Source organism: Streptomyces aurantiogriseus (genome assembly GCF_014649375.1).
In the GTDB taxonomy this organism is placed as follows: domain Bacteria; phylum Actinomycetota; class Actinomycetes; order Streptomycetales; family Streptomycetaceae; genus Streptomyces; species Streptomyces aurantiogriseus.
The window spans coordinates 185,160-197,722 of record NZ_BMSX01000003.1 but is presented as its reverse complement, the minus strand read 5'-3'; the positions used below and the strand labels follow the sequence as shown (position 1 = coordinate 197,722).

At 72.1% G+C, this 12,563-nt stretch carries 10 protein-coding genes; 4 read left to right on the top strand and 6 right to left on the bottom strand.

The window, feature by feature from the left end; all coding sequences use genetic code 11:
- The first annotated feature begins 58 nt into the window (after nt 1-58).
- Both IE263_RS07450 and IE263_RS07445 read left to right on the top strand, forming a co-directional pair.
- Complete coding sequence (locus tag IE263_RS07450; protein WP_189933552.1) at nt 59-238, top strand: hypothetical protein; 180 nt, start codon at nt 59-61, stop codon at nt 236-238.
- 546 nt (nt 239-784) lie between these two features.
- On the top strand, nt 785-1,369 hold the full coding sequence (locus tag IE263_RS07445; RefSeq protein ID WP_189933550.1) for a peptidoglycan-binding domain-containing protein: 585 nt from the start codon (nt 785-787) through the stop codon (nt 1,367-1,369).
- Between the two features lie 129 nt (nt 1,370-1,498).
- Here the strand turns inward: IE263_RS07445 and purH are convergent, their stop codons facing one another.
- Together purH and purN are read right to left on the bottom strand one after the other, a co-directional pair.
- Nucleotides 1,499-3,070 (bottom strand): bifunctional phosphoribosylaminoimidazolecarboxamide formyltransferase/IMP cyclohydrolase, encoded by a 1,572-nt coding sequence (gene purH, locus IE263_RS07440; RefSeq protein WP_189933548.1) that lies wholly within the window; start codon nt 3,068-3,070, stop codon nt 1,499-1,501.
- Nucleotides 3,067-3,696, bottom strand: coding sequence for a phosphoribosylglycinamide formyltransferase (gene purN, locus IE263_RS07435; protein ID WP_189933546.1), 630 nt, complete (start codon nt 3,694-3,696; stop codon nt 3,067-3,069). The genes purH and purN overlap by 4 nt, the downstream gene beginning before the upstream one ends.
- A 261-nt stretch (nt 3,697-3,957) precedes the next feature.
- Here purN and IE263_RS07430 point away from each other — a divergent pair, with 261 nt between their 5' ends.
- Nucleotides 3,958-4,728, top strand: a complete 771-nt coding sequence (locus IE263_RS07430; RefSeq protein ID WP_189933544.1) for a hypothetical protein — start codon at nt 3,958-3,960, stop codon at nt 4,726-4,728.
- 170 nt (nt 4,729-4,898) lie between these two features.
- Here IE263_RS07430 and IE263_RS07425 read toward each other — a convergent pair whose 3' ends face one another.
- Entirely contained in the window at nt 4,899-6,485 is a 1,587-nt protein-coding gene (locus IE263_RS07425) for a cell division protein PerM (protein WP_229910836.1), read from the bottom strand.
- A 96-nt stretch (nt 6,486-6,581) separates the two neighbouring features.
- Between IE263_RS07425 and IE263_RS07420 the strand changes: the two genes are divergently transcribed.
- The gene (locus IE263_RS07420; RefSeq protein WP_189933539.1) at nt 6,582-7,775 is read left to right on the top strand and encodes a helix-turn-helix domain-containing protein; all 1,194 of its coding nucleotides are present in this window, start codon (nt 6,582-6,584) and stop codon (nt 7,773-7,775) included.
- Nucleotides 7,776-7,922: 147 nt separating this feature from the next.
- Here IE263_RS07420 and sucD read toward each other — a convergent pair whose 3' ends face one another.
- From sucD to IE263_RS07405, 3 genes are all read right to left on the bottom strand, one after another.
- Nucleotides 7,923-8,807, bottom strand: coding sequence for a succinate--CoA ligase subunit alpha (gene sucD / locus IE263_RS07415; protein ID WP_189933537.1), 885 nt, complete (start codon nt 8,805-8,807; stop codon nt 7,923-7,925).
- A 21-nt stretch (nt 8,808-8,828) separates the two neighbouring features.
- Nucleotides 8,829-10,007 carry an ADP-forming succinate--CoA ligase subunit beta gene (sucC, locus tag IE263_RS07410; RefSeq protein WP_189933535.1) on the bottom strand — a complete coding sequence of 393 codons (1,179 nt, stop codon included), beginning with the start codon at nt 10,005-10,007 and terminating at the stop codon, nt 8,829-8,831.
- Nucleotides 10,008-10,477: 470 nt separating this feature from the next.
- Nucleotides 10,478-12,538: a hypothetical protein gene (locus tag IE263_RS07405; protein ID WP_189933533.1), complete on the bottom strand. Its 2,061-nt coding sequence runs from the start codon at nt 12,536-12,538 to the stop codon at nt 10,478-10,480.
- Nucleotides 12,539-12,563 lie beyond the last annotated feature (25 nt).

Below are 12,563 nucleotides of genomic sequence, written 5' to 3'. Positions count from 1 at the left end.
GCCTGCGCGTCCGTCGTCCTGGTGCCGTCGGCCGGGAGGCGGAGCGGTCGCGGCGGTCGTGCTGGCGGCGTCGGCGGGGGTCGTCGGCCTGGTGCGGTATCTGACCTGGCACGGCCCGGCCGACGCGGGCCCGTTCCGGGAGGTGGAGCTGCGTCCCACCGCTCCCCCGGCGCTGACGCTGCTGTGCGTCCCCCTCGCCCCGCGGCGCCGCCCGTGGTCCGGCCCTCCGCCTCGGTGACGCCTACGACGACACCAGGGCGGTGTGGCAACGCTGGGCGGGATACGCCCAGACGATCCGCGAAGGCACCAGCCCGCGCCCCTGCGCAGCGGCTTCGTCTTCCCGCACCGCGACGGAATGCTCGCGCTGAACAGCTACAACGACCCACAGAACACCCGGGTCGTCCGGCTCGGCGACGGCGATCCTGGGGTGGCCTTCGCGACCGAGACGGTGCCCCGGCTCAATGAGACAGGCCCGCGCGACAACTCCGTCATCGCCAGGCCCAACGCCCTGCTGGTCTTGGGGGGGGCGGCTCGGGCTACGCCTTCAGGGAGGTGATGAAGGCGAACCAGGCGGGGACGACGAAACGGGCCGGGGCCTGCTGCTCCTCGACGCAATCACCCGCCGCTGGGGTGTATGGCTCACGCCCGCCGGCACAACGGTGTGGTGCGAGCCGCACACCTGATATCTGATACCTGAAACGTGATAGGTACCCCCGTTCCCTCCCCTCGCCCAGCATGGTCACGGCAAGACGCCAAAGCACCACATCAACGGGGAGGAACCCTCATGAGCCTTCGTACGACCCGCACTCGCCTCGCCGCCGGAGTCGTCGCCGCACTCGCCGCCGGCGCCCTGGCGATCAGTGCCTCGCCGGCGTCAGCGGCGGCGTCCGACGGGTACGTCAGGGGCGCCGGCACGTACACGGACGACTTCGGCGACGAGGGGCTCCTGTCGACGTCGTCGTACAACAGCTCGAACGTCACGTGCCTGTGGCAGCAGATCCTGTGGGCCGAGGGCGCCAACGAGTCGGACGGCACGGACTTCGACCTCTCGGACGCCGACGGCCTCTTCGGGTCCAACACGCAGCACGCCACCAAGAGGCTTCAGGTCAGCTGGGGCCTGGCCGACTCGTTCAACGACGCCGACGGAAAGGTCGGCACCAACACGTTCGGTTACGCGGACAGCAAGCTGCGCTACGTGTCGGGCAGCACGGCCTCCGGCGAGTACCTCAGGGTCCGGTACGACGGCGCGCTGCACGACCTCGACCTGCTCCGCACCGCCGACGACGGCTACTACATCTTCTACAGCACCGGTGACAAGGACACCGGCACCGCGAAGTACGCGGGATACAACCTCAACACCTGCGACTGAGCGCCCTCCGAGACGAGGACGAGGAGGATTCATGACACTCAAACCTGCGAGCTGACCGTCCGACGTCGCAAGACAGCGCGGAGGCCCGCCGACCGGTGACGGTCGGCGGGCCCTCTCACGTCATCGGACTCAGTGGAAGAAGTGCCGAGTCCCGGTGAAGTACATCGTGATACCGGCCTTCTGAGCGGCCTCGACGACCAGCTCGTCACGGACGGACCCGCCGGGCTGGACCACGGCCTTCACCCCGGCGTCGATCAGGATCTGCAGCCCGTCCGGGAAGGGGAAGAACGCGTCGGAGGCCGCGTACGACCCCTGCGCGCGCTCGGCACCGGCCCGCTCGACCGCCAGCTTCGCGGAGTCGACCCGGTTGACCTGGCCCATACCGACACCGACGGAGGCGCCGTCCTTGGCGAGCAGGATGGCGTTGGACTTCACGGCCCGGCAGGCCTTCCAGGCGAAGGCGAGCTCACGCAGCTCGTCGGCGGAGAGCGCCTCGCCGGTCGCCAGGGTCCAGTTGGCGGGGTCGTCGCCGTCGGCCTGGAGGCGGTCGGCGACCTGGAGCAGGGCGCCGCCGTCGATCGGCTTGACGTCGACGGGGTGGGCGGGGCTGTCGGGGCAGCGCAGCACGCGGATGTTCTTCTTCTTGGTGAGGGCCTCCAGGGCCCCCTCCTCGTAGTCCGGCGCGACGATGACCTCGGTGAAGATCTCCGCGACCTGCTCGGCCATCTCCTTGCTGACGGGCCGGTTCACGGCGATCACGCCGCCGAACGCGGACAGCGGGTCGCAGGCGTGCGCCTTGCGGTGCGCCTCGGCGACGTCCGCGCCGATCGCGATGCCGCACGGGTTGGCGTGCTTGATGATCGCCACAGCCGGCTCGTCGTGGTCGTACGCGGCACGGCGGGCGGCGTCCGTGTCCGTGTAGTTGTTGTACGACATCTCCTTGCCGTGCAACTGCTCGGCCTCCGCCAGACCGCCCGTGCCGGCGGTGTAGAGGGCGGCGGGCTGGTGCGGGTTCTCGCCGTAGCGCAGGGTGTGCGCGCGCTCCAGGCTGGTGGCGAGGAAGCTCGGGAACTGCGAGTCGTCGGCCGGGGCGTAGACGGAGGCGAACCAGGAGGAGACCGCGATGTCGTACTCGGCCGTGTGCCGGAAGGCCTCGGCGGCCAGCCGCTTGCGGGTGTCGAGGTCGAAGCCGCCGTTGCCGACCGCCGCGAGGACGTCGGCGTACCGCGCCGGGCTGGTGACCACGGCGACCGACGGGTGGTTCTTGGCGGCGGCACGCACCATCGACGGCCCGCCGATGTCGATCTGCTCGACGCACTCGTCGGGCGAGGCGCCGGAGGCGACCGTCTCGCGGAACGGGTAGAGGTTGACGACGACGAGGTCGAACGGCTCGACGCCCAGCTCCTCCAGCTGGCGCTGGTGCTCGGGGAGCCGCAGGTCGGCGAGGATGCCGGCGTGGACCTTGGGGTGGAGGGTCTTGACACGGCCGTCCAGGCACTCGGGGAAGCCGGTGAGCTCCTCGACCTTGGTGACGGGGACGCCGGCGGCGGCGATACGGGAGGCGGTGGACCCGGTGGAGACGAGTGCGACACCGGCCTCGTGCAGCCCGCGGGCGAGCTCCTCGAGCCCGGTCTTGTCATAGACGCTGACGAGTGCGCGCCGGATGGCCCGCTTGCCGCTGTCCGTGCTCTGGGCGGTCACTGGATAACTACCTTTCGTCCCTCAATGCGATAGCCGTTGCGGGCGATCCGCCCCACGACCTCGACGAGCAGCCTTCGCTCGACTTCCTTGATGCGCTCGTGCAGCGCGCTCTCGTCGTCCTCGTCCCGGACCTCCACCACGCCCTGAGCGATGATCGGCCCGGTGTCGACGCCGTCGTCGACGAAGTGGACGGTGCAACCGGTGACCTTGGCGCCGTACGCGAGGGCGTCACGGACGCCGTGGGCTCCCGGGAAGCTGGGCAGCAGGGCGGGATGGGTGTTGACGAACCGCCCGCCGAACCGCGCCAGAAACGCCTTCCCCACGATCTTCATGAACCCGGCGGACACGACGAGGTCGGGCTCGTAGGCGGCGACGGCCTCGGCGAGGGCGGCGTCCCACTCCTCCCGCGTCCCGAAGTCCTTGACCTTCCGCACAAAGGTGGGGATCCCGGCCCGCTCGGCCCGCGCGAGCCCTTCGATGCCCTCACGGTCGGCGCCGACGGCCACGATCTCGGCGCCGTAGGTCTCGGCTCCGATGGCGGCGATCTCGTCGAGCAGCGCCTGAAGGTTCGTACCGGATCCGGAGACCAGCACGACGAGGCGCTTGGCCACGGACTTGGCGGCCACGGCGGGGCCCTTTCTCGGGGGTGCGTTTGTACGGTCGTACGAATGCTTCGCGCCCCGGGATACAGGGAAGTCTACGAAGCGGCCGACCGTCAGCAACGATACCGGCACTCCGGACGGCCCAGACGGGACGGGGGCGTGGCCGGAAGGTAGCGTCTGGGAGGAACGGACTCGGGAACGCGGTCGCCGTGCGGCACGTTCCCGAAGTGACAGCTCACGCCAGACACCAGACAGCCGTATCACCTAGGGGAAGACGCTCTCTTGATGCCGGACCGCAGTCTGCGACTCCTCACGCTCCCCCCGCAGTCACCGCAGGGAGGGGAGCGCGGCGCCGTGCTGCTGCGGGAGCGCCCAGCGTCCCCGCCCGACGCGCCCTCGGGCCGCGGGAACGGCGACGAGGGCGCCTCGGGCGACCAGCAGGACGACAACCCCTTCGCCCCGCCGCCGGAGGGCACTCCCGACCGCCCGTGGCAGCCCCGCCGTCCGGCACCGGGCGACGGCAGTTCCGGCGGGGGCCAGGACGGCGGCGCCCCGTGGGGCAGCCAGTGGAGCGACCGCCAGCCCGGCCGCTCCCCCGGCGGCTTCGGCGAGCGCCCCGAGGGCGGCGGCCCCGGCAGCCCGCCCCCGACCCCTCGCTGGGACCCGAAGGACCCCGCCCAGCGCCGCGCGCGGTACGCCCTGCTGTGCGGCATGTGGGCCTTCTTCTTCGCCCTCTTCGGCTGGCCGTACGTGGCCCTGCTGCTCGGCGCCCTCGCCCTCCACTGGGGCATCAGCGCCCTCCGCGGCAAGCCCCGCACGCCCGACCCGAACACCCCGCCCGCCCCCGAAACCGGCCGCCCCCAGACCACCGCCGCCATCAGCGGCCTGGTCACGGCCTCCCTGGCCCTGGCCCTGGTCGCGGTCACCTTCACCGCACAGCTGGTCTACCGCGACTACTACACCTGCACCAACGACGCCCTGACGCACGAGGCCAAGCAGTCCTGCAGCGACCTGCTGCCGAAGGAACTGCGCGGAATTCTGGGCGTCAACAGCTGAGCCGGGGCCGAGTGCCGTGACCAAGATCAGCCCGTCCGGCGTTTGAGGACGAGGCCCGTTCAGGGCCGATCGGGGGTTCAGGGGGCGGAGCCCCCTGGCGGGGTCGAAGGGGCGGAGCCCCTGGGGGACGGGAAGGGTAGGGGCGGCGGGGGCGAAAACCCCCTTGCCGGTCACGGCGACTCCGGGCCCCCACCCTCACCGCCACCCTCCCTCTCCTCAGACCCCTCCCCCGCCTCCCGCAAGGCCGCCCACCGCACCTCCCGCGCGTCCTCCCCGTACCACCCCGCCTCCACCCCCGCGGCAGCCTCCACCCGCTCAAAGTCATACGGCTCACCCCCGAAGTCGAAGTCCACATCCCCTCCTCCGACCTCGAAAGCCCCCGCCGCCGACGGCGCCGAAGCCGAAGCCAAAGCCACCGCCGCCCCCGAAACCACCGCCGACGGCGACGCCGACCCCGCATCCACCCTCCTCTCCCGCCCCAACCACCCCCGCACCCCCCAAACCACCGGCACCCCCAACACCACCATCCACCCCGCCACCGCCACCGCCACCTGCCACCCCACCGGCCCGAAACGACCCAACGCCGCCACCCCCAACGGCCCACCCGCCATCCCTCCCAGCACCCCGGCCAACGCCCCACACATCACCCCCGCCGACACCACCACCCCCACAGCCGCCCCCAGCGACCACCTCACCCCTGCCTGCCCCACAAAGACCCCCATCGTCACGCCGGCGATCACCGGCACCACCCCGGCCGCCCAGTTCCACGGCCCCGCAGCCCCCGCCTCCGGCACCGCCGCGAGCAACGGAAACGGCGGCAACAACGGCGCCGGATCCGACGCCCACGGCCCCACCGCATGCCCCGCCCCCAGCACAAACCCGGGCCCGACCGCGTACGCCGCAGCCCACATCGCCGCATTGGGCACCAGCGCCACACACAGCAACAACACCGCGAACCGCCCCGACCACCCCTCCGTCAGCTGCAGAAACGCCGCCCGCGTCGCCCCGAAATGCCACACCGACGACAGCGCCACCAGCATCGCCCCACCCCCGACCAGCGCAGCCACCCCGGCCAGCGCCGCCCGCACCACCACCCCCATCCGCTCCCGCCCCTCAACTCCCGCCGCAAGACGCCGCACCCACCGGGGCAGCACCAGCAGCACACGGTCCACAGGCCCACGCGGACGCCCGTACGCGGTCCACACACCCGCCCCCGCCGCCCCCACCGCGACGACCGGCAGGCACACCACCGTCCACACCCACGAGGGCCGCAACACGCCACCCGCCGCATAGACCGCCGCGCCCACTCCGACGGCGAGATACCCGACGACCACTCCCACCCACGCCGTCCGCGCCGCCACCAGCGGAGCGTCCTCCTCCCCGCCCCCGCAGCCCCCGTACACCGCGTCCCGCCCGGCCCGGTGTACCAGCCACACCGGCAGAGCGAGCAGCAGCAACGGCGTGACGCCGACCGGCGCCGGCACCCCGGACAACGTGTCGGCGCGCACCAGATCCGCGCCATGGGCCAACAGCCACAGCGCGGCAGCGACATGCAGCGCCCCGCCCGGACCGCTGTCGGGATACGGAGAACTGACCCACAGCATCATGACCAGCGCGGCGAACGAACCGAGCCCCAGCCCGGCCGCCAGCACCCCGTCGAGGAGGCCGCCTCCGAGTCCGGGCGAACGGTCGCGCATCCGGGTGAGCAGGGGCGACAGCGACGGCCGTCGAGCGGTCATGCGGATCATGCCCGTCATGCTCCCAACGACACGCGCTTTTCGGCCGTAACAGGCGAAGTTCCGCCGTGTCGCTCAATATACGCTTATGTACCTTTCCGTACGGAGGGGTGTCCGGTGACTCAGGCTCCTGGCACCCCGCTCCCCCCGCCCGAGGAGCGCCGACGCCTGCGCGAGACAGGCTCGCTGACACAGGCTCAGCTCGCCGAACGGCTGGGAGTCAGCCGGGCGACGGTCCGCGCGTGGGAGACCGGCCGCACCAGTCCGCGCGGTCGGCAGCGGGAGGCGTACGCACATCTGCTGACCTCACTGGCACGCCCGGCGGCGGGAGAACCGAAGGCGACGGCCCGTCCGGAGAAGCGAACACGGAAACCCGCACCCGCGACCGCTCCCACACCCTCCACCGAACGCACACCTGCAACCGCTCCCACACCCTCCACCGAACCCGCACTCGCAACCGCTCCCACACCCCCCGCCGGACCCGCACCGCCCTCACGCCCCCGTCGCTCCCCGTTCCTGACGCCCGCTCAGGCCTTCGACGCCCTCTACGTCTTCTGCGCCCCCGCCCTCGTACGCCAGACCTACCTCCTCACCGGACGCCGCGAACTCGCCCGCGAGTCGGTCGAACGAGCCTTTCAGGTCGCCTGGCAGCGCTGGCCCGAGGTGGCCGTCGACCCCGACCCGGCCGGCTGGGTGCGGGCGACGGCGTACGAGTACGCCCTCTCCCCCTGGCACCAGTTCCGCCCCCGCTTCCAGCAGCCCGAGCCCCCACCCGCCGACGCCGCCGGCCGCGCGCTGCTCGACGTACTCCTGACCCTTCCGCCGCCCTACCGCCGCACACTGCTCCTGCACGACGGGGTGGGCCTGGGCCTCCCGGAGACCGCGGCGGAGACGGAGGCGAGCACACCCGCGGCGGCGAACCGTCTGCTGCACGCCCGCGCGGCCGTCGCCCTCCGCCTCCCCCACCTGGCCGACCCCGCCGAACTCCACCGCCGGCTGGCGCAACTGGCCTCCGCGGAACGCCTCCACGCCGCCAAACCCCCCACCGTCCGCATGGACAGCGAACGCCGCGCCCGCTTCTGGACCCGCGCGGCCATCGCCTTCACGCTCGCCCTCATCGGCGCGACCGCCCTGACCCTGCGTACGGCCCCCGCCCAGTACGAGCCCCCGGTCCCGCCGGGCGCAACGGTACGGGGGGTACCCCCGCGAACTGCCCCGGGCCCCCTCTCGGCCGCGGAACTCTCCCTACGGTCCAAACTCCGCTCGGCAACAGCCCACGGCCCGGAGAGACTGCTCCCGGAACCGCGGTGACCACCCGACCGAGAGCGGGGGAAGGTGGGCACAGCCACCAGCGCAGGGCACCGTCTCGAGCAACAGCACCTTCAGAAACGCCAGTGGGCCCGCCCCAGCAAAGGGAACGGGCCCACCGACGCTCAGCCGAACGGCTCAGCCAAACGCTCAGCCGGCCAGAATCTCACGGGCCAGCTTCGCCGTCTCGGTCGGCGTCTTGCCGACCTTGACGCCGGCGGCCTCGAGGGCCTCCTTCTTCGCAGCAGCCGTACCGGAAGAACCGGACACGATCGCACCGGCGTGACCCATGGTCTTGCCCTCCGGCGCGGTGAAGCCCGCGACGTAGCCGACGACCGGCTTCTTCACGTTCTCCTTGATGAAGGCCGCGGCCCGCTCCTCCGCGTCGCCACCGATCTCACCGATCATCACGATCAGGTCGGTGTCGGGGTCGGCCTCGAACGCGGCGAGCGCGTCGATGTGGGTCGTACCGATGACCGGGTCGCCACCGATGCCGACGGCCGACGAGAAGCCGATGTCCCGCAGCTCGTACATCATCTGGTACGTCAGCGTGCCGGACTTCGACACCAGGCCGATACGGCCCGGCTTGGTGATGTCGCCCGGGATGATGCCGGCGTTCGACTGGCCCGGGGTGATGAGACCGGGGCAGTTCGGGCCGATGATCCGGGTCTTGTTGCCCTTCGACACGGCGTACGCGTAGAACGCGGCCGAGTCGTGGACGGCGATGCCCTCGGTGATGACGACCGCGAGCGGGATCTCGGCGTCGATGGCCTCGACCACGGCGGCCTTGGCGAAGGCCGGCGGTACGAAGAGGACGGATACGTTCGCGCCCGTCTTCTCGATCGCCTCGGCGACGGTGCCGAAGACCGGGATCTCGGTGCCGTCGATGTCGACCGACTGACCCGCCTTGCGGGGGTTCACGCCACCGACGATGTTCGTGCCGTCGGCCAGCATGAGCTTGGTGTGCTTCATGCCCGTGGCACCGGTCATGCCCTGGACGATGACCTTGCTGTCCTTGTTGAGGAAGATAGCCATGGCTGTGGTGTCCCTCGTCCCTTACTTCGCAGCCGCGAGCTCGGCGGCCTTGTCGGCCGCGCCGTCCATGGTGTCCACGCGCTGCACCAGCGGGTGGTTGGCGTCGGAGAGGATCTGACGACCCAGCTCGGCGTTGTTGCCGTCCAGACGCACGACCAGCGGCTTGGTGACGTTCTCGCCGCGGTCCTCGAGGAGCTTCAGCGCCTGCACGATGCCGTTGGCGACCTCGTCGCAGGCGGTGATGCCACCGAAGACGTTGACGAACACGGACTTGACGTCCGGGTCGCCGAGGATGATCTCCAGGCCGTTCGCCATGACGGCGGCGGAGGCGCCACCACCGATGTCGAGGAAGTTGGCGGGCTTGACGCCACCGTGCTTCTCACCGGCGTAGGCGACGACGTCCAGGGTGCTCATGACGAGACCCGCGCCGTTGCCGATGATGCCGACCTCACCGTCGAGCTTGACGTAGTTGAGGTTCTTCTCCTTGGCGGCGGCCTCGAGCGGGTTGGCCGCGGCCTTGTCGTGGAGGGCCTCGTGCTCCGGCTGGCGGAACTCGGCGTTCTCGTCCAGGGAGACCTTGCCGTCCAGGGCGATGACATCACCGGAGGCGACCTTGGCCAGCGGGTTGACCTCGACCAGGAGAGCGTCCTCCTTGATGAAGGTGTCCCACAGCTTGACCAGGACGTTCTCGACCTTGTCGGCGACCTCGGCCGGGAAGTTGGCGGCCGCGACGATCTCGCGGGCCTTCTCCGGGGTGACACCCTCGTTGGCGTCGATCGGCGTCTTGGCGACGGCCTCCGGACGGGTGGCCGCCACCTCCTCGATCTCCATGCCGCCCTCGACTGAGGCGATGGAGAGGAAGGTGCGGTTGGCACGGTCGAGGAGGAAGGAGACGTAGTACTCCTCGACGATCTCCGGAGCGGTCTCGGCGATCATCACCTTGTGGACCGTGTGGCCCTTGATGTCCATGCCGAGGATGTCCGTCGCGCGGGCGACGGCCTCGTCCGGGGTGGCGGCGAGCTTCACGCCACCGGCCTTGCCACGGCCGCCCACCTTCACCTGAGCCTTGACGACAGACTTGCCACCCAGGCGCTCGGTGGCTGCGCGGGCCGCCTCAGGCGTGTCGATGACTTCACCGGCCAGCACCGGTACATCGTGCTTGGCGAAGAGGTCCCTCGCCTGGTACTCGAACAGGTCCACGCGCTTCCGTCCCTATCAGTGATCTCGCGGTTCGTTGGATGCGTGGGCGTGCCGCGAAGGGCAACGTGACGACCGCATGTGTCACAAGGGAAGCGCACACGGTGTCCGAGCGCGCGGCATGTCCGTCTCGCAGGTTATCGCTGCTTCCGGGGGCCCTCTAAATCGCGGGTCACACCTGAGCGGTGATACCTGTCACATGATGCCGGGATCACTGGCACGCCGTGCCGCGGGTGAGGGGCCTCACCGGGCTGGGGTTGACCCGGTGAGACCCCGTGAACAGCCCCGGAGGGGCTCAGGGCGGGTCATCCTCACCCCAATGAGGACGACCCGGCCCCATCCGCGGGGCGTACGCCCGGACGCTACCGACGGCTTTCGGCCGTCCGGGTCGTTCGGCCCCGCGGAGGCATGGTCCCGCGCATTCAGTGCGTGCGCGGGCGAAGGGAGCAGCTTGCTTCAGTCAGGGACGGGCTTCAGATGCGGTACGTCGTGGCCGTCGCGGTCGTCGTGGGTACGGCCGCGCCCGCCGGGTCCGCCGCGTCCTGGGCGTAGGCGGGGGTGACCGCCTCGGCGACGCCCGCGACTCCGGTGACGGCGTGCCCGGCCAGCGGCTCGGCGGTGGCTCCGACGGTGCCGGTGAGGCCGTGGGCGAAGCCCTCCGCCGAGCCGGTCAGGTCCTGCGCGAAGGGCGTGACGGGGGCGGTCAGGCCCTGGGCGAAGCCACCGGCGGTGCCCGCCACGTCGTGGGCGAAGCCGACGGCGGTGCCGCTCACGTCGTGGCCGAGACCGTCGACCGTGCCGGTCACGCCGTGGGCGAAGGGAGCGACCGTCCCGGTCACGCCGTGGGCGAAGGGAGCGACGGTGCCGGTCACATCGTGGGCGAAGGGCGTCACGGTGCCGGTCACGTCCTCGGCGAAGGGGCCCACGGGAGCCGTCACGTCCTGGGCGAGGGAGACGACCGGAGCCGTGACCTCCTGGACGAAGGGGGCGACCGGGGCCGTCGCCTCCTGCGCGAAGGGGGCGACCGGAGCCGTGACGTCCTGCGCGAACGGGGCGACCGGAGCGGTCAGGTCCTGGGCGAAGCCGCCTGTGGTGCCGGTCAGGTCGTGGGTGAGACCGACAGCGGTGCCGCTCACGTCGTGGCCGAGGCCGTCGACGGTGCCGGTCAGGCCGTGGGAGAGGCCGCCGACCGGGCCGGTCACCCCGTGGGCGAAGGGGCCGAAGGGGGCCGTCACGTCCTGGGCGAAGGAGCCGGCGTCGCCGCCGACGCCGTACGCCAACGCCCCGGCGTCCGCCACCGCCTGCCCGGCGACCGGCACGACCCCCTGCACGGCGGTGTGAGCGACGGGCGGCAGGACGGCCGCCGTGGTGTCGTGGGCGGCCTCGCCGGCCAGCCCGGTGGCGTACGGCGGTATGTCGGCCACGACGCCCCCGACGACCGGCCGCAGGCCTTGCACGGCCCCGTCCGCGACCGTCCGGACGTCGGCGACGGCCCCCTGGGCCAGCGCGGTCGTCGCGCCCACGGCGTGCTCGGCGGCGGGGGTGACACCGGCCACCGCCTGCCCGGCGACCGGGGTGACCCCGTGCACCGCGCCGGTGGCGACCGGCAGCGCACCGTCCACGGCGGAGCCGGCCACCGGCGGAACGACCGCGGCGGCCGTCTCGTCCACGACCGGCGCGACCGTCCCGGGGACGGCGGCGACCGTGCCGAGGACATGGCTCGGCACGGCGGAGACACCGGCGTCAGCCGCGGTCACACCGGCACCGGCCACGCCCACGGCGGTGGCACCCGCGTCGGCCGCCCGGCCCTCGACGCCGGACACCGCCCCCCGCACACCCTCGGCCGTACGGCCCGCGCCCGCGACCACGTGCCGGGCCTTCGTCCGTACGACACCGTCGACGCCCTGCGCCTGCGTGCGCGCCGCCGACTGGACGCCCGCGAGCTTCGTCTGCGCGGCGGCGAGCGCCTGCTCCAGCTCCGGGGCGAAGACGGAGAGCGGGCCGAAGAGGTAGTCGACGGCGGTGCCGTCCGTCGGAACCGACGGGGTGGTGGTGCCGGAGACGGCGGTGGCCACCGTGTCCGTGGTCCGGTCGGCCTTCGTGGTCACGGCCTGGGCCGTGGACGCGGCCTCGACGTGGACCTTCGCCTTGACCTCGGCGGTGGCGGCCCGTGCCGCACGGGCACCCTCGATGGCCTGCCCGCCCCGGATCCTGGAGGCGGCCTGCGGGACGTCGGCCTGGGCGTCGGCCGTGCCGCGGGCCTGGTCCACGGTGTCTCCCGCCGTGTCGGCGACCTGGGTGGTGCCCGTGGTCGCGGTGGCCTTGCCGGTCTGAGCTGTCTTGGCGGCGGTCTCGAGGGTGTCGGAGACGGTGTCGGTGACCGTGCCGAGCGTGTCGTCGGCCCCGGCGGTCGCGTCCGGCAGGGAGAGGGACGAGGCGGGCAGTTCGTCGGCGTTCGCCGCGGCCGAACCGAGTGCCCACGCACCCGTGACACCGGCGGCTATGACTATGGAACGACGGAGGTTCTTGTTCATGCGTACGTCAGATCCTTCAGATCCT